General features: G+C 36.1%; 18 protein-coding genes. 8 read left to right on the forward strand and 10 right to left on the reverse strand.

Annotated elements, in window-relative coordinates; all coding sequences use genetic code 11:
• Positions 1 to 47 precede the first annotated feature (47 nt).
• Positions 48 to 269, forward strand: coding sequence for a hypothetical protein (locus MKY09_RS15685; protein ID WP_342567078.1), 222 nt, complete (start codon positions 48 to 50; stop codon positions 267 to 269).
• 164 nt (positions 270 to 433) lie between these two features.
• Entirely contained in the window at positions 434 to 1,570 is a 1,137-nt protein-coding gene (locus MKY09_RS15690; RefSeq protein ID WP_342567079.1) for a fused response regulator/phosphatase, read from the forward strand.
• A 149-nt stretch (positions 1,571 to 1,719) separates the two neighbouring features.
• Here MKY09_RS15690 and MKY09_RS15695 read toward each other — a convergent pair whose 3' ends face one another.
• The gene (locus MKY09_RS15695; protein ID WP_342567080.1) at positions 1,720 to 2,577 is read right to left on the reverse strand and encodes a protein-glutamate O-methyltransferase CheR; all 858 of its coding nucleotides are present in this window, start codon (positions 2,575 to 2,577) and stop codon (positions 1,720 to 1,722) included.
• 12 nt (positions 2,578 to 2,589) lie between these two features.
• Positions 2,590 to 5,394 carry a CHASE3 domain-containing protein gene (locus tag MKY09_RS15700; RefSeq protein ID WP_342567081.1) on the reverse strand — a complete coding sequence of 935 codons (2,805 nt, stop codon included), beginning with the start codon at positions 5,392 to 5,394 and terminating at the stop codon, positions 2,590 to 2,592.
• Between the two features lie 326 nt (positions 5,395 to 5,720).
• On the opposite strand from MKY09_RS15700, the gene MKY09_RS15705 reads away from it, so the two are divergent.
• The 3 genes from MKY09_RS15705 to MKY09_RS15715 all read left to right on the forward strand — a co-directional run bounded on the left by MKY09_RS15705 (position 5,721) and on the right by MKY09_RS15715 (position 6,847).
• A complete protein-coding gene (locus tag MKY09_RS15705) occupies positions 5,721 to 6,164 on the forward strand; it encodes an NUDIX domain-containing protein (protein WP_298470011.1) in 444 nt (147 codons plus the stop codon).
• Positions 6,165 to 6,249: 85 nt separating this feature from the next.
• Positions 6,250 to 6,444 carry a hypothetical protein gene (locus MKY09_RS15710; protein WP_169360419.1) on the forward strand — a complete coding sequence of 65 codons (195 nt, stop codon included), beginning with the start codon at positions 6,250 to 6,252 and terminating at the stop codon, positions 6,442 to 6,444.
• A gap of 142 nt (positions 6,445 to 6,586) precedes the next feature.
• Positions 6,587 to 6,847 (forward strand): hypothetical protein, encoded by a 261-nt coding sequence (locus MKY09_RS15715; RefSeq protein ID WP_298470013.1) that lies wholly within the window; start codon positions 6,587 to 6,589, stop codon positions 6,845 to 6,847.
• Positions 6,848 to 6,947: 100 nt separating this feature from the next.
• Here the strand turns inward: MKY09_RS15715 and rbsB are convergent, their stop codons facing one another.
• From rbsB to MKY09_RS15745, 6 genes are read right to left on the reverse strand one after another with little or no spacing between them, the layout of a single operon-like run.
• The gene (gene rbsB, locus MKY09_RS15720; RefSeq protein WP_169360417.1) at positions 6,948 to 7,874 is read right to left on the reverse strand and encodes a ribose ABC transporter substrate-binding protein RbsB; all 927 of its coding nucleotides are present in this window, start codon (positions 7,872 to 7,874) and stop codon (positions 6,948 to 6,950) included.
• Between the two features lie 15 nt (positions 7,875 to 7,889).
• Complete coding sequence (rbsC, locus tag MKY09_RS15725) at positions 7,890 to 8,831, reverse strand: ribose ABC transporter permease (protein ID WP_169360416.1); 942 nt, start codon at positions 8,829 to 8,831, stop codon at positions 7,890 to 7,892.
• Positions 8,818 to 10,314 (reverse strand): sugar ABC transporter ATP-binding protein, encoded by a 1,497-nt coding sequence (locus MKY09_RS15730; RefSeq protein ID WP_169360415.1) that lies wholly within the window; start codon positions 10,312 to 10,314, stop codon positions 8,818 to 8,820. Before MKY09_RS15730 ends, rbsC begins: the two co-directional genes overlap by 14 nt.
• A 14-nt stretch (positions 10,315 to 10,328) precedes the next feature.
• Positions 10,329 to 10,718, reverse strand: coding sequence for a D-ribose pyranase (gene rbsD / locus MKY09_RS15735; protein WP_169360414.1), 390 nt, complete (start codon positions 10,716 to 10,718; stop codon positions 10,329 to 10,331).
• On the reverse strand, positions 10,715 to 11,599 hold the full coding sequence (rbsK, locus tag MKY09_RS15740; RefSeq protein ID WP_169360413.1) for a ribokinase: 885 nt from the start codon (positions 11,597 to 11,599) through the stop codon (positions 10,715 to 10,717). The genes rbsD and rbsK overlap by 4 nt, the downstream gene beginning before the upstream one ends.
• A complete protein-coding gene (locus tag MKY09_RS15745; protein ID WP_169360412.1) occupies positions 11,596 to 12,579 on the reverse strand; it encodes a LacI family DNA-binding transcriptional regulator in 984 nt (327 codons plus the stop codon). Before MKY09_RS15745 ends, rbsK begins: the two co-directional genes overlap by 4 nt.
• Positions 12,580 to 12,785: 206 nt before the next feature.
• On the opposite strand from MKY09_RS15745, the gene MKY09_RS15750 reads away from it, so the two are divergent.
• The 3 genes from MKY09_RS15750 to MKY09_RS15760 all read left to right on the forward strand — a co-directional run bounded on the left by MKY09_RS15750 (position 12,786) and on the right by MKY09_RS15760 (position 14,814).
• Entirely contained in the window at positions 12,786 to 13,748 is a 963-nt protein-coding gene (locus tag MKY09_RS15750) for an alpha/beta hydrolase (protein ID WP_298470020.1), read from the forward strand.
• 53 nt (positions 13,749 to 13,801) lie between these two features.
• The gene (locus MKY09_RS15755) at positions 13,802 to 14,113 is read left to right on the forward strand and encodes a YjcQ family protein (protein WP_298470022.1); all 312 of its coding nucleotides are present in this window, start codon (positions 13,802 to 13,804) and stop codon (positions 14,111 to 14,113) included.
• Positions 14,114 to 14,223: 110 nt separating this feature from the next.
• A complete protein-coding gene (locus tag MKY09_RS15760; RefSeq protein ID WP_298470024.1) occupies positions 14,224 to 14,814 on the forward strand; it encodes a GNAT family protein in 591 nt (196 codons plus the stop codon).
• A 125-nt stretch (positions 14,815 to 14,939) separates the two neighbouring features.
• Here MKY09_RS15760 and MKY09_RS15765 read toward each other — a convergent pair whose 3' ends face one another.
• Both MKY09_RS15765 and MKY09_RS15770 read right to left on the reverse strand, forming a co-directional pair.
• Complete coding sequence (locus MKY09_RS15765) at positions 14,940 to 15,407, reverse strand: hypothetical protein (RefSeq protein ID WP_169360410.1); 468 nt, start codon at positions 15,405 to 15,407, stop codon at positions 14,940 to 14,942.
• A 96-nt stretch (positions 15,408 to 15,503) separates the two neighbouring features.
• Complete coding sequence (locus MKY09_RS15770; protein ID WP_251556474.1) at positions 15,504 to 16,184, reverse strand: TIGR02206 family membrane protein; 681 nt, start codon at positions 16,182 to 16,184, stop codon at positions 15,504 to 15,506.
• Positions 16,185 to 16,284: the final 100 nt, after the last annotated feature.

Genomic DNA, 16,284 nt, shown 5'->3' on the forward strand with positions numbered 1-16,284 from the left:
ACAAATATTTATTAATTCTAACTTTTTTATATCAACTAGTAAATAGCTTGAGTATGTTGATTTCCACTGGAGTCGCTGCTCTCCTCTCCAATCAACTCATTGCTCCTGTTAATGAATATATTAAAAATCAAATCCAACAACGCGAACATTTAATCAACGTTGGGAGAACCAGCATAAGCCTTGTAGTAATGTTCAAGATAACAATCATCCCATTTAGTATCCGTTCCATGACTCAGACAACCAAGGAAATTGAAACGTATTTGGCATAAGTTTGTTTCTCCTTTCTGGCCAAGAGGATGTATACTCCGTGTTAATATTTGTCATTTAAAGTCATTTAAATACCCCATGTGTATAATCTTTTGTATAATAAAAAGGGAAGAAAATTTCGTATATAAACTTAGATTGGCTTTATTAGCTACAGGGGGAAAAAGCGATGACAATTTTACTGGTAGATGACAACACGGTCAATCTATTTGTAATAGAAAAAATGTTAGATAGTGCTGGTTATAAAGATACAGTATCTCTTAAATCAGCCCAGGAGCTATTTGACTATTTACAGATCAATGAGCAGAATCCAACCTGTAATTCGGTAGATTTAATTTTACTAGATATTATGATGCCTGAAATAGATGGACTTGAAGCTTGTAGACAAATTAAACAGCAAGAAAGATATAAGGATATCCAAATAATTTTTGTAACAGCCTTAGAGGATAAGAAGAAATTAGCAGAGGCATTGGATGTCGGTGGCAGTGATTATATAACGAAGCCGATCAACAAAGTAGAGCTATTAGCTAGAATTAGAGTAGCCCTTCGTTTAAAAGCAGAGTTAGATTGGCATAAGCAGCATGAAAACAAAATCCAGTATGAATTGGATTTGGCCACTCATGTGCAAAGAAGCCTTTTAAGCCCTCCTCTAAAAAGAGATGATATTCAAATCGAAGTGTCCTACCTCCCTTCCTTTAATTTAGCCGGAGATATGTATTATTGGCATAAAATAAGTGACAATCGATATGCTGTTATATTACTAGATATGATGGGGCATGGTATATCTGCTTCCCTAGTATGTATGTTCATATCCTCTGTTTTAAGAGAGGCCATTAAACAATTAGTAGAGCCAGAGCTTGTAATTAAAGAGCTAAATCGCTATATGGTTTTGATACATAATGAAAAGGTGGGCATACCATATTATTTTACAGCTGTTTATATGGTAGTAGATACGGATCAAAAAACGATAGAATACGTCAATGCCGGGCATCCACCTGGATTTGCTTTAATTGATGATGAAAAGGTTGTGCCTATAAGTAAAAGCTGCTGTGCAGTTGGCTTCTTTGATGAAATTGAAGTGAAGAAAGAAGTCATTACCTATGAAAAGGATATTCAAATTGTTTTATACACAGATGGAGTTCTAGAAGGAATGGGACCAGATGAGATAGAGTCTGAAAAGCAAATTGAAATATTAACATCTAAAAAATGGGATCATTCTCATGCTTTAATTGATAATCTATTACCGAAGGAAAAACAACAGGATCAACCGGATGACATGTGTGTCTTAATGATTCAGTGTAAATAAAATGAGAAGCTTCGAAGATTAAAAAAAATAAATCTTCGAAGCTTTTTTAATGTTACTTTTTTAATATCGACAAAAATTAGCTATGTGATAAGATCTTTTAACTTCAAAAAAAGTGAAATCAAATATCTTGATTTCACTTTTTCCTCTTTTTATTTAAATCGTTGATAGATTCTTTCGCTACCAACTAATTCTTGATAGTTTTCCATTACACGCGAAAACTTCAAGGTTTCTTTATCACCTAAGCCTAAAACTCCTGCGGGACTTAAGCTTTGATAAAACAATTCCTGCACTTGCTCCTGTAATTCAGAGTTAAAGTAAATGAGTACATTCCGGCAAATGATTACATGAAATTCATTGAATGACTGATCAGTTACTAGATTATGCTGGGCAAAGATAATATTTTCTAAAAGTGATGGATGAAAGTAAGCATGTTGATAGTCTGCCTTATAGTATTCAGAAAAGGCTTTGCTCCCACCGGCAAGCATATAGTTTTTCGTATATGCTTGCATCTTTTGAATTGGGAAAATCCCCTTGCTAGCCTTTTCTAACACTTGCTCGTTCATATCAGTGGCATAAATAACTGCTTTATCCTTCAGACCTTCTTCTTCTAATAAGATAGCCATCGAGTATACCTCTTCCCCAGTTGCACAACCTGCATGCCATATGCGGATTTCAGGGTATTCTCTTAGAATTGGAACTACTTCTTCTCTAAACGCCTTAAAAAAGCTTGGATTACGGAACATTTCTGTTACATTAATCGAAAAGTCATTCAACAACTGATCTAAGTAACCCTCTTCATGGATAACTTTTTCTAGCAAGCCCGTTATTGTAGAAATGCCATTTATTTTCATTCGATTGTGTATTCGACGTGAAATAGAAGATTTATTGTACTGTCTAAAATCAAATCCTGATAACCGATATATAGCTTCTAGAAGGAAATCTACTTCCATTTCCTCATACTGAATATTAACTCCCTCGAGCTCACCATTTTCATAATAATTGTCCATATCATTACTCCCTTAAGATGCTAACCAAACTCGAAGAACTGAGAATAATTGATCTAGATTTAATGGTTTACTAATGTAATCAGAAGCTCCTGCTTCTAGACATTTATCTCTATCATTTTTCATCGCTTTTGCAGTCAATGCGATAATCGGTAATTCCGTTAGAGATAGTTCATTTCTAATTCTAGACATTGTCTCATATCCATCCATATTAGGCATCATGATATCCATGAGTACCACATCTATTTCTGAGTTACTTTGAACTATATCTAAGCATTCTAAGCCGTCTTTCGCAACAAGAATATTAATACCTCTTCTTTCTAAAGCTGTTTTCAGTGCATAAATGTTTCTGTAATCATCGTCTACTATTAATACGTTTTTATTTGAGAATACATTTGCGTCCTCAGGTAGAGACTCCAGCTTTTCTTCTTGGGCTTTTATCTTCTGTTCTTGCTCTTCCAGTGTTGGATGTTCCTCCACTACTTCTTGGACTTCTTCCACAGAATGGTCTGTAAGAGCTACTTCTTCTAGACCTAAGTGTATCTGCTCCATAATAGGACCATTAGGAAGACTTGGTACAACTAGAGTAAAGGTACTACCTAACCCTTCCTCGCTTTGAAGAGTAATCCAACCTCCAAGGAGATTAGCAAACTCTCTACAAATAGATAATCCTAAACCAGTTCCTCCATATTTGCGGACTGTTGCCCCGTCAGCTTGCTGGAATGATTCAAAGATTAGGTCATGCTTATCTTTAGGAATACCTATTCCAGTATCAGTGATGGAAATCTCAATCCATTCTTTACTGATTTCTTGCATTTGTTTAGTTTGTTTTTTAGCTTCCAATTGCTTGATTGATAAATCTACGGACCCTTTTTCAGTAAACTTAAATGCATTTGATAATAAATTTTTAATAATTTGTTGGAATCGTTTTTCATCTGTGAAGAAAATATCCGGTACATCTTGTTCCTTCGTAACATGGAACTCTAGGTTTTTCTTTTGTGCAACCGGTGAGAATATATGATCCATTTGAGTCGGAAGCTCGCTTAAATTAACTTCCTCAAATAATACGTCAATCTTCCCTGCTTCTACTTTGGAAAGATCTAAAATATCATTGATCAAGGATAGAAGATCTTCACCAGACGAATGAATAACTCTCGCAAACTCTACCTCGTCTTCAGTTAAGTTCTCTTTTCCGTTTTCTGAAAGCATTTCTGACAGTATTAAAATACTGTTCAATGGTGTTCGTAATTCATGTGACATATTTGCTAGAAACTCTGATTTATAATTGGAATGAAGTGTTAACTGTTCTGCTTTATCTTCCAATTCTTGACGAATCTTTTCTAGTTCCTCTGTTTTAGCCTCTGCATCCTTTGTTCGTTCTTCTAACTGTTCATTTATTTGAGTTAGTTCTTCTGTTTGCATTTGAAGCTCTTCCGATTGTGTTTGAAGCTCCTCAGATTGAGTTTGTAGTTCTTCTGATTGTGCTTGTAATTCTTCTGTCATGGCTCTAGATTCGTTTAGAAGTCGTACAATTTCCATACGGCCCATTACACTGTTAACAGATAAACCAAACGTTTCGACTATCTGTGTTACAAGCTGTTGCTGAAGTTTGTCATACTGAGACATAGTGGCTAGTTCTAGCACTGCTATTACTTCACCCTCAAACAAAATTGGAACTATAAATATACTTTTTGGTGGTACTTCCCCAAGTCCAGTAGAAATGAAACGATAATCGTTTGGAATTTCATTGAAAACAAATGCCTTGCTCTCAAGGGCACATTGTCCAACTAATCCTTGTCCTAAACGGAAGCTTTCTCTTCCAATCTCTTTTTCTGGATTAGAATCAGCAAAAGCAGCTTTCTTCACAAAACGTGTTTCTTGCTCGTTAGACTCTCTCACGTAAAATGCTCCATAAGAAGAATTGGTCAGTTTAGATATCTCGGACATAAATACACGAGCAAGCTTATCAATGGATCCTACTCCTTGATATTTCGTTACTGTTTCTGCAAGACTTGTTTGTAGCCATTCTCTATCTTCTAGATTATCTAATAATTCATTTGTTGCATCTGCTAAGTCTCTAATCTCGTCATTTGTAGTAACAACTATTCTCTCTTTACGGTCTCCGTTCTCGGATGCTATCTTTTTAATTGTGTCCGTAACATCTTTAACCGTTTTGACGATTGATTTAGAAATCTGACTAGCCATCGTTATCGCAATAGCTGATACAAATAATAAAATACCGAATAACGCTATAGTCAGCATATTATTTCGATCATCTAATTTCTGAGCATCATTTTGTGCCGAGTCTCTTTCAATCTCTCTAAACTCATTGAACTGGTTTCGAATAGATTGCATATATTCTCTACCGCGATCATTTGCGTAGAACTGCTGAATTGATTCGTCATCGTTATTTCTTTTAAATACGATGGCGCGTTCGCCTGCTTCTGCCATCCATACTTCAATGGTCCCTTTAACCTCTGCTAGCTTTTCTTGCTGATTTGGCTTGTCCTTTAATAAGTTATAGAGCTGATCAAACTCTAACTGCCATTGCTCTTCAGCCTTATAGTATGGCTCCAAATAACTTTCATTACCTGTGATGATGAACCCTCGCTGACCAGCTTGCATATCCATAACATATTTTTCTACATTATTTGTCAATGTTTCAACTTCAGTATTATATTTTATTAAATTATTTCTCTCTTGTTGGAGTGAACGAATTTGACTGTTTAATATGATAACGGAAGCAAATAAACATACAATAATAATAATGTAGCCGACAGTAATTTTAGAACGTAGGCCGAGCTTTAATTTATCCCCCATGTTTAATTCCTACCTTTTTATAGTTTTTCACTCTATTAATAGTATATGAAATGGATATAAAATAACAGTTTTTCCCCTTATTATTTATTTACTAATTAACTATATTTATGTATGTGAGATTTGAAATGGAAATAGGCTTGGATACTAGGTAATTTTGTTCAGCACAACGCACTATATATATAAAAGAATACGTTAAAGGGTAGTTTATTTTCCATAAGATTGTTTGTTTTGAAATGTTACACTTCAACTAAAGATGCAATTTAGTTGAAAGGGTTTTTGAATAGAGAGGTAGAAGGTGAATATACAACAATTAAGGAGCTGGTTATGTGAATCTGCCTTTGTTAAGGGCTGAAGGGATTATCGTTAATGAAGATAAGACGGAAATTCTTGTGCAATGTGATTTTGTTGAAAGTTTTTACCGTCTTCCAGGTGGAAGTATAGAATTCGGTGAAACAGCAGGTGAAGCTATAAAAAGGGAGCTAATTGAAGAATTTGATTTAGCTTTGAATATTGGCCAACTTGCTTGTATTTGTGAAAGTATTATTCTGTATGATGGGAAGAGAAGGCATGATTGCACCTTAATCCATTGGTGTTCAAGTAATAATACAATGAATTATCTTTTGCATAAAGAAGTACCAAGTATCAAGCTTGTTTGGCGTACAATTTCTCAAATAAGCGAAAGACCATTCTATCCGGAAGGAATTTTGGATATTATTGTTTCAGGTGATAATTTTATTAAACATATCAAAAGAGAAAAGACTTATGAGTGATTCCTTATTAAACTACCGGGTACTTTCCTTCAAGAAGTAGTTCAGTTAAATGCAATAAAATATTTTAGGTATGGGAGGAATATTAATGGACGCATTTTTCTATTTTAATATGTTTAGAAATATAATTTCTAAATTTTTCTTAGATGGTATCTGGGTAGTCGGATTTTTTTACTTGTTAACCAAGACATATGAAAGTGATAGACTTAAACAGGTTTCCAAATATGTAATGGGAACTGCTTTGGCATTATTATTTATTTATTCCGTAATGGGAAGTATATAAAATATTTCCTTTTCAACTAACAGGGTATCTTTACTTCAATTAGGAGTAAGGACTTTAATAAACTAGACTTGTAATTAAGTTGAGAAGGAATAATTTTTAAAGTTAGAATAGTAAATAGAGATATAAAACTGGGGGAAAATAAATGGAGGAAAAGGATAGAGGCACTTTATATTTTAATATGGCTATTGGTACACTAGGACTTCTCGTTATTTTAGTAGGATTATTCAAATATGTTGAAACCGTCGGTGGGAATGCTTCATTTGCATTGGTAGGTTTTCCTTTAACAATGATTTACTTAAATTATCTTGAAGGGAAAGCTGGTATAAGTAAAAAAATATTATGGATTAAATCTATCATAGCGATTTCCTTGCTGATTATAATTTACATCTTCATTTTTAACTAATGAGGGAGGCTTTTAAATCAACATCTACCTTTATCATATACATAAAAAAACTGCATACACGCCTCAAATTTCTTTGAGTGGGTATGCAGTCTTTTACATATTATTTTTTGATTAACTCTAAGTCAACCGGGATAGAAGCTTCCACTTCTTCTCCTTTTAATGCTTTGATAGCTGCTTCCATTGCCTTTTCACCAATTTGTTCTGGCTTTTGTGCAATTGTACCAGCAAGCTTACCATTTTCTACAGATTTTACAGCATCATCAGTAGCATCAAAACCGATGACAATAATGTCTTTTCCTGCAGATTCGATTGCTTCTAAAGCTCCTAGTGCCATTTCATCATTGTGAGCAAATACACCTTTGATGTCTGGATTAGCTTGAAGAATGTTTTCCATTACCGTTAAGCCTTCTGCACGGTTAAAGTTAGCAGTTTGCTTTGCTACTACGTCTAATTTACCATCGGCAACATTGTTAAATCCTTCTCCGCGGTCACGAGCAGCAGAAGATCCTGCAACACCTTCTAATTCAACTACAGCTGAACCTTCTCCAACTAATTCAAGTAAGTATTCACCTGCAAGCTCTCCACCTGCAACGTTATCTGATGCGATATGAGCTACAATTTCTCCACCCTCTGAGCTACGGTCAACTGTTACTACCGGAATATTAGCTGCATTTGCAGATTCCACAGATGAAACTACCGCTTGAGAGTCAACTGGATTAATAATAATCAAGTCTACTCCTTGTTGGATTAAATCCTCTACATCACTTGCTTGTTTAGAAGCATTATCCTGTGCATCTACTACCGTTACGGCTGCACCCAATTCCTTAGCCTTCGCTTCTGCTCCATCACTTAATGTTACGAAAAATGGATTGTTTAAAGTTGAAACAGATAAACCAATTTTGTAATCACCCTCTGAACCAGTGGATCCTTTTTCAGAATCAGATTTCTCAGAGCCAGGTGAATCCAATGAACATGCTGCTAGAAACATTGATACGATTAACAGTAAAGCAAAATAAAGTTTTTTCATGAAGTTATTTCTCCTTTATGCTGTTTTTTTACGATCGATTAATACTGCTAATAATATAACTGCACCCTTCACCACTTGCTGGAAGAAGGAGGATACCCCAATTAAATTTAGACCATTATTCAAGACACCGATTATAAGTGCCCCGATTAAAGTACCAACAATCCAACCACGACCACCTGTTAAGCTTGTACCACCAAGTACTACCGCTGCAATGGCATCTAGTTCAAACATGTTACCTGCAGTAGGCTGAGCTGAATTCAAACGAGACGTTAAAATAAGAGAAGCAAGTGCTGCTAGTGCACCTGTTAATGCGTAAACATATATTTTAATACGGCCAACCTTAATACCAGAAAGACGAGAAGCCTCCTCGTTACCTCCTACCGCATAAACTCGACGACCAAATGTCGTCTTTTTCAAGATAAAATATAGAACTCCAAATGCAACAGCCATTGTTACGACTGGTACAGGTATTCCTAAGAAATATCCTTTCCCAATCATTTGAAAAGATACAGAATCGCCTAAACCTGATATTGGTCTACCTTCTGTGTAAACTAATGTCAATCCTCGGTATATAGTCATTGTTGCTAAAGTAGCGATAAATGGAGCAACATTTCCTTTAGAGATAATAATTCCGTTAATTGCTCCTAGAACAGCTCCCAAAATAAGACCTATTAGCATAGCTAAAATTGGATCCATTCCACTAGCAAGTAATCCTGCTGTAACTGCTCCTGTCAGAGCTAAAATTGATCCAACTGATAAATCAATCCCTCCAGTTAAAATAACGAAGGTCATCCCAAACGCGATAAGCGCATTAATAGAAACCTGTCTAAGTACATTCATTAAGTTATTTACGGTTAAAAAATTTGGGCTTAATATAGTGATGATGACCACTAGTAAGATAAGTCCTAGCAACGGTCCTAATTTTTGTAGTACTGATTGTGAACTAGATTTTAGCAACTTTGTCCCCTCCGGTAGCGTAATGCATTATTTTTTCTTGTGTCATTTCTTCTTTGGTAACTTCACCGGTTAACTTTCCTTCATGCATCACGAGCACTCGATCGACCATTCCAATGATTTCAGGAAGCTCGGAGGATACCATAATGATAGATACTCCATTTTCTGCAAGTGTGTTAACAATGGAGTAAATTTCTTTTTTCGCGCCTACGTCTACACCGCGTGTCGGTTCATCCAATATTAAGATGTCTGGCTCAATACCTAGCCATTTGGCAATGACTATCTTCTGTTGATTCCCTCCACTTAATGATTTAACGGTTTGATCTGGACCAGAAGTACGTACACCTAGTCTTTTTACCATGGAATCATAGAGGCTTTTTTCTTTTTGCGTATTCACAACACCATTTTTAGATATTTTACTAAAATTTGTAATACCTAAATTTTCTTTTACGGAGAAATCTAAAATCAATCCTTCAGATTTTCTATCCTCTGTTACGAAGCCGAAACCGAGCTTTATCGCATCTTGCGGAGTATTTATTTTCACTTGTTTACCATCAAGTATTAGCTCTCCACTATCGAGCTTTTTATAACCAAATAGGGATTGAACTACCTCTGTTCTTCCTGCACCCATTAGGCCAGCGATACCAAGTATTTCTCCTTTTCGTAACTCAAACGAAATATCCTCGAAGTAACCTTTTCTAGTTAAGTTTTTTGCTACTAGCTTTACATCCCCAATTTTAGATTCTCTATCTGGAAAACGTCCGCCTAGCTCTCTCCCAACCATCATTTGTACAATTTCATCAAAGTTTGTTTCTTTTATATTTCTAACACCTACATAGCTTCCGTCACGTAGAATAGTGATGCGGTCACATATAGCAAAGATTTCTTCCATTCGATGGGAAATATAGACGAAGGATACACCTTTCGCCTGCAATGCTCTAATAGTCTCAAAAAGTGTCTCTATTTCTCTATCGGTTAATGCTGCGGTCGGCTCGTCCATGATGATGACCTCTGCATTAGAAGAAATGGCCTTTGCAATTTCAACTATTTGCTGCTTACCAACTGAAAGATTTCTTGCAGTCGTCTTTACGTCTATATCTAAGCCCAGACTTAGTAGCACCTCTCTAGCAGCCTTGTTCATTTCTTTTGTTTTTAAAATACCCGATCTACCAAGGGTTTTTTCGTTCCCAAGAAATAAGTTTTCAGCCACTGATAGATCTGGAAGAATATTAAGCTCTTGGTGGATTACAGCTATCCCAGCCTGCTCTGCTTCCTTTGGGTTTTTAAATTCAACAGGTTTTCCTTTAATAGTGATTTCACCAGAATCTTTTGTATAGATACCTGTAAGAATCTTCATCAAGGTAGACTTACCTGCACCGTTCTCTCCCATTAGCGCATGAATTTCTCCTGGTGCTATTTCGAATTCCACATTATTTAACACCGTATTTCCATTAAAGGCCTTTGTAATACCAGTCATCTGAATCATTGCTTCCACCACCTTTAAAATATGACACCAGCTTGTAAGATTATATTTGCATAAGGACTAGCCTCACCAGTCCTTATAATAACTTTAGATTGTCTAGTCATTGCTTTAAATTCCTCATGTGAGACTTCAGAAATTTGTTCAATGGATTTATTCACTACATAGTGCATTTTTGCATTAGCGGTCTTCATCTCAGCTGCAACATACGCCTTTTCCACTACTAAATCGTCTAACACAACTGCTAAAATTTCATCGAATGATGGTTTCCCAAGGATATAAGATAAATCGATGCACGTAACGCCATCAGGGATTGGTAACCCACAATCGCTTATTGTAATTTGATCGGTATGTCCTAGCTTTGCAAAAATTCCAGCTAAATCACGATTTAATATGCCATGTTTTTTCAATTGCTAACACCCTCTAATCTTTTTACTACTTCCGTATGGCTTGGCATACCGCCTTGAGCACCAAATTTTTCTACAGACAAAGAGGCAGATGCATTTGCGTAACGAACCGCTTCTTCTAAACTTAAACTTTGTCCAAGTGCATGAGCGAGTGCTCCGTTAAATGTATCACCTGCACCCGTCGTATCTACTGCAGTTGTTTTAAATCCGGGTACGAGTATATGTTTCGTTCCATCAAAATATCTAGCACCCTCACTACCTAACGTCACAATTAGCTTGTTTGGATATTTCTCTAAAGTTGCTTCCATATTTTGACCAAATATTAGCTCACACTCCGTTTCATTTGGTGTTAAATAGGCAACATAGTCCATAAATTCTAGCTGAAAACCACTAGCTGGCGCAGGGTTAAGCAATACAGGAACGTTTAACTCTCGGCAAAGCTCTAGCGTGTATTTCACCACAGGAATTGGAATTTCTAGCTGCATGATCACAAACTTGCTTTGCTGAATTGTTTCTTTCATCCTTTTGATGTTTGCCTCAGTTAACAAATAGTTTGCTCCAGGGACGACGATAATTCTGTTATCGCCTTCGGATAATAAAATATTAGCGATTCCAGTTGCAGCCTCCTCTGTTTGCATAACTGAATCGGTATTTACTCCATTTGCTTTCAGGTCCTCTAATAATTCTCTTCCAAAGCTATCTGTTCCAACGCTAGCAAGCATATGTACATTGCTTCCTAAGCGTGCTGCAGCAACAGCCTGGTTTGCTCCTTTGCCTCCGGGGATAGTCGTAAAGAGTTGTCCTAAAACCGTTTCCCCTTGGACGGGAAAGTTGTCTGTTTGTACTACAATGTCCATATTCATGCTGCCTATAACTGTAATCATCGTTGTCCACTCCTTGTCGTTCCTCGTTCCACTAGCTCTACAGGTACTTGAATTACTCTTTCTTCTATTTCAATTTCTTCAATAATTTTAATAAGTATACGGGTTGCCAAAGCACCCATTTTGTAAATGTCTTGGGCTACCGTTGTCAGTCCTGGAGTCAACATTCCTCCAAGTGAAATTCCATCAAACCCCATAATTTGTAGCTGATCAGGAACGCTAATGCCTAATGAATGTGCAGCCTTCAAAGCACCGGCAGCAGAAACATCCGTGCTTGCAAATATGCCATCTACACCTTTGATATTTGTTAAGAATGTCCTTGCAATCTTCTCGGATTCTTCAAAGTGAAAGGGACTTTCGATAATATGAGTTTGCACCTTTTTTCCTTCTACAGCCTTAAGAAATCCAGTGAGTCGATCATCAGCAGGACCGAGACCTTTAGGACCTCGCATAAATACGATATTTTGACAGCCTTTTTCTAACAAGTAGTTGGTACCCATACACGCTCCGTCAATATTATTAGAAGAAACGGTCGGAATAGATTCATGTATCATGCGATCTAACGCCACAAGTGGTACTTTTAAATCTTCATAGTGGCTTGCACGTAGCTGGTTCGTCGTTACGATAAACCCTGCTACATATTTTTGCTTTAAAGTATCTATATAATGTATTTCTTTTTCAGATTTTTCATCTGAATTACACAAAACTACTGTGTATCCATAGGATAATGCGATATCCTCCACTGCTCGAGCAAGCTCTGGAAAGAATGGATTCATAATATCAGGAACGATTAACCCTATAAAGTTTGTTTGTTTTGTCGTTAGAGATCTTGCTACTTGGTTTGGTATATATTCTAATTTATCGATTGCTCTTTTAATCTTGAGCTTTGTATCTTCACTGATATACCCTTTTCTATTTAAATAACGGGATACAGAAGCAACGGAAACACCAGCTTCTTTTGCTACGTCTCTAATGTTTGCCATCTGTTTTCCCCTTCTCTTTTAAATGTGTAACCGGTTACACACAATATAACAAGGAGTTTTCAAACTGTCAATAAAAAATTGTACTATACTTTCCCTACCGCACCTTTTTGTTGTATAACAGTGGGTTTTCTAGCCTTCAAGGAACTTAAAGACCATTTATTCGTAATATTCATTGAATATAAAAATAAAACTAAAGGATGAAACCTATGATTTATAAGATATGGAAGATTACGAAGCGTATTGTTTTAGGAGCGGTTGCTCTATTTGTTCTATGGTTTGTTGGTCATCAGCTAATGTCTTTATATGAAAAAAACAAATATGAGGCAATCGGCCAACACGTTGAGGTAGATGGAAAAGAAATGCATGTATATGAAAAAGGAGCAGGAGATAACACCATTGTTTTATTAACAGGACTCGGAACTGCTGCCCCTGCCCTTGACTTCGAGCCACTAGTGAAAGAACTATCAGTAGACAATAGAGTTATTGTTGTAGAGCCATTTGGATACGGTTGGAGTGAGAAAACTGATAAAAAACGTAGCGTGGAAAACATCACAGAGGAAATAAGGACTGCTATATTACAGTTAGATATTCAAGAACCATATATTCTCATGCCACATTCTATTTCCGGTGTTTATAGCATGTATTATGCGAACAAGTACCCTGAAGAGATAAAAGCAATTATAGGCATTGATCCAACCTTGCCCCAGGCTCTTGAGTACTTTGAAGAAGACGCTCCCACCATGCCAAAGGCTTTAAGCATTATTGCTCCTAGTGGGTTGGCGCGATTGGCTATGTACATTACCCCTGATAGTTTTTTACCTATAGCAGCGGAAAATACATATTCTAAAGAGAACTTAAAAATGACTAAGCTTATTTCATCCTGGAGTGGATATAACCGAAATGTCATTAATGAAACCAACCTTATCCAAGAAAATATGGAGTTAACCAAGAAACTTACCTTTCCTCCAGATTTGCCTGTCATGATATTTACGAGTGACGCCGAAAAGACAAATGAGGACGGTAAATCGAATATTACCTTTTATGAAACCCAATTAAAAAACAGCACTTTAAGTAAGCTTGTTCCTTTAGAGGGTCATCATTATTTACATTGGACTCAATCAGAAACCATGAGTGATGAGGTGAGGGGATTTATAAAGAGGATGGATTAGCTTTTAGATAACGCCGGTAATGTAAAAGGTAAGAGTTTTTTAGGAGGAGTAACTTGAATAAGAAAAAATTGATGTACAGTATATTGGTTGAAATAAATAATGGGAGCATACCTAATCATATAGATTACAATTTAGAATTATTTATGTGGGCTGAAATTATGGAAGCGATTGATGATGTAGGATATCTAAAGGGGATTTCTATTTATTACTATGGTGATGATGAGTGGTTTGATGAAACAATTCACTCGGTTGAACTTAAACTGCCACAACTTACTAATGCAGGAGTTGAATTCTTAAAAGAACACATTGCTTGGAATAAAACATATTGTGGCATGACTAATGTGAATGAATGGCTTGAAATTTAAATACACATTTTTCAACTTACAGGACTTTATACAAGAATCCCTCTCCCTAAAACTAGTTGAATATTATGTTAATATTAATTTGAAAGAAGTTAAGGAGGAAATTCACAAATATGATAAAAATTATTGGACAAAAAGTTGAATTGAAAGAGGCTAACCAACAAGATATTGATGACTTATATTATTGGAAGTATGAAGATAAAAAACAAGAAGCTAAGAAATGGAATGGCCCTTACATACCTGAGACTAAAATAACAAAAGAAGAGTTTAAAATAAATTGGGATAAAGACTATGAAATTGCACCCAACACTCCCAATTCACTAATCATTTTTGTAGGAGATAAACTAATTGGAACGGTAGGCTCTTATTGGGTAGATCAAAACACGAATTGGTTAGAAACCGGAATAGTCATTTATGATAACAATTACTGGAATGGTGGCTATGGAACTGAGGCTTATAAACTCTGGATAGACTTTTTATTTAGTTCTACTGATTTACATCGGTTAGGAATGTCAACGTGGTCAGGCAATGTAAGGATGATGAAGGTAGCAGAAAGAATTGGGATGAAAGAAGAAGCACGAATAAGAAATGCTAGAATAGTTGACGGTGAATATTTTGATGCAATTAAAATGGGTATATTGCGTGCAGAATGGGAAGAAAAACAGATAATAAATACATCTAAAGAAACCTCTCTATTGCACTAACGCTTAGAGAAAATAGCAGCAAAGTAAATTGAGCTTGGGGATATGTATGCAAGCTCTGCCTCTTCCCTTACCCACAAAACAAAAAACACTTGGTTGCTATTTCAAGCTACCAAGTGTTTTCTTTATTACGGAGTATATTTTTCAGAGACCTTCACTACAACTCCATCTTCTAAAGTTATATCATATGGCCCTTTAACAACTGCTAAATAAGAAACGAATTCCTTTTCCTCTACTTGCTTTGGTTTGGCTGTATCGTCTTGATTAACCAAATAGAACTCAGCATCTTCAGCTAGCTTTAAGCTTTCTGCCTTTTGTGATTCATCGTAAATCATAAATCCTGTAGCTAAATCCTTTTCCGTATCTAGCCCTAGTTCCTTGATACGATCCGTATCGGATTCCTCAATCCACTCTACTTCATCAATGATTAGACTTTTATTTGGTAGATCGAAGTCTCTTACGTAGGCTAGCATTTCTTTTTTCTCTTCCTTTGCCTCTTCTTCCTTCGGCTCGTCGCTACAAGCACCTAACAGTAAAAGTGCTCCTAAAGTTGTAAGGAGAAGCATAGACATTTTATTTGATAGTAGTTGTTTCATATACAATCATCCTTTCCTGGTAAGTGATTAGACGGAAAAACAAGTAAAAGGTTCTACCTATTTTAAAAATTCCAACTTCCAAGATATAAGTTTAATTTACTTTTTCTTAAAAAGAAACCATAAAAATATGAATATTATAAATGCAACAAACTCTAATGATAGAATATAGAACGGATATGGCCCAAGGAAATCCAACAAACTTCCTCCAGTTGGCTTCCTTTGTAGAAACATATAGTTTCCGTCCACCAGCGAGTTAATCCAAAAAACAAATGGCAGCAAAATATTTAAAGCAAGCATCGTTGCAAGAATTCCCTTAAATGTCGGTCGATATCCTTTCACCCAAGTAAAGTAGAGCGCTGTCAGTATAATCCCCGCATGTGTATAAAAAAAATGAAAATATCTAAAGTGCGGGTAATTCATATCCAATACAGGAGTAATCATGGCTTGTATTGCACCACCTATGCCTGCATAAAAAACAAACTGGTAAACGAAACGGTTACCCGTCCATAGTAGAACGATTGTCAGTAGAAGGCTAATACTGCATAGTTCAAGAGGCAGTGAATTCCTTAGCTCCCATCGGTCTGTTTGAATGAGCCAAATATGATATACAATATCCATCCCTAATAACGACAATCCAAATAGACGTTCCACACGAAGAAGTCCTTTCTCCGATTTTAGCCATCGATCCCTTGTGAAAAAAAGAATAAGTATGAAAAGAATAAATGCAGCTATCGCACTCCAATGCTCTACCGAAAGCATGATAAATCGCTCTTCCAACTAGCTCACCACCCGTTTTTATTACTATAATACTATTCGGGTTAGCTGGATGATTTTCCTTTTATCTATTTGGTGAGGATTGATATTTTATGGGCACCGA

Source organism: Psychrobacillus sp. FSL K6-4046 (assembly GCF_038624605.1).
Lineage (GTDB): Bacteria > Bacillota > Bacilli > Bacillales_A > Planococcaceae > Psychrobacillus.

Excerpts from the sequence above, each read along its gene's own strand:
- MKY09_RS15690 (WP_342567079.1), top strand. The coding sequence starts at position 434 with ATGACAATTTTACTGGTAGATGACAACACGGTCAATCTATTTGTAATA.
- MKY09_RS15695 (WP_342567080.1), bottom strand. The coding sequence starts at position 2,577 with ATGGACAATTATTATGAAAATGGTGAGCTCGAGGGAGTTAATATTCAG.
- MKY09_RS15700 (WP_342567081.1), bottom strand. The coding sequence starts at position 5,394 with ATGGGGGATAAATTAAAGCTCGGCCTACGTTCTAAAATTACTGTCGGC.
- MKY09_RS15710 (WP_169360419.1), top strand. The coding sequence starts at position 6,250 with ATGGACGCATTTTTCTATTTTAATATGTTTAGAAATATAATTTCTAAA.
- MKY09_RS15715 (WP_298470013.1), top strand. The coding sequence starts at position 6,587 with ATGGAGGAAAAGGATAGAGGCACTTTATATTTTAATATGGCTATTGGT.
- rbsB (WP_169360417.1), bottom strand. The coding sequence starts at position 7,874 with ATGAAAAAACTTTATTTTGCTTTACTGTTAATCGTATCAATGTTTCTA.
- MKY09_RS15730 (WP_169360415.1), bottom strand. The coding sequence starts at position 10,314 with ATGATTCAGATGACTGGTATTACAAAGGCCTTTAATGGAAATACGGTG.
- rbsK (WP_169360413.1), bottom strand. The coding sequence starts at position 11,599 with ATGATTACAGTTATAGGCAGCATGAATATGGACATTGTAGTACAAACA.
- MKY09_RS15745 (WP_169360412.1), bottom strand. The coding sequence starts at position 12,579 with ATGGCAAACATTAGAGACGTAGCAAAAGAAGCTGGTGTTTCCGTTGCT.
- MKY09_RS15750 (WP_298470020.1), top strand. The coding sequence starts at position 12,786 with ATGATTTATAAGATATGGAAGATTACGAAGCGTATTGTTTTAGGAGCG.
- MKY09_RS15760 (WP_298470024.1), top strand. The coding sequence starts at position 14,224 with ATGATAAAAATTATTGGACAAAAAGTTGAATTGAAAGAGGCTAACCAA.
- MKY09_RS15765 (WP_169360410.1), bottom strand. The coding sequence starts at position 15,407 with ATGAAACAACTACTATCAAATAAAATGTCTATGCTTCTCCTTACAACT.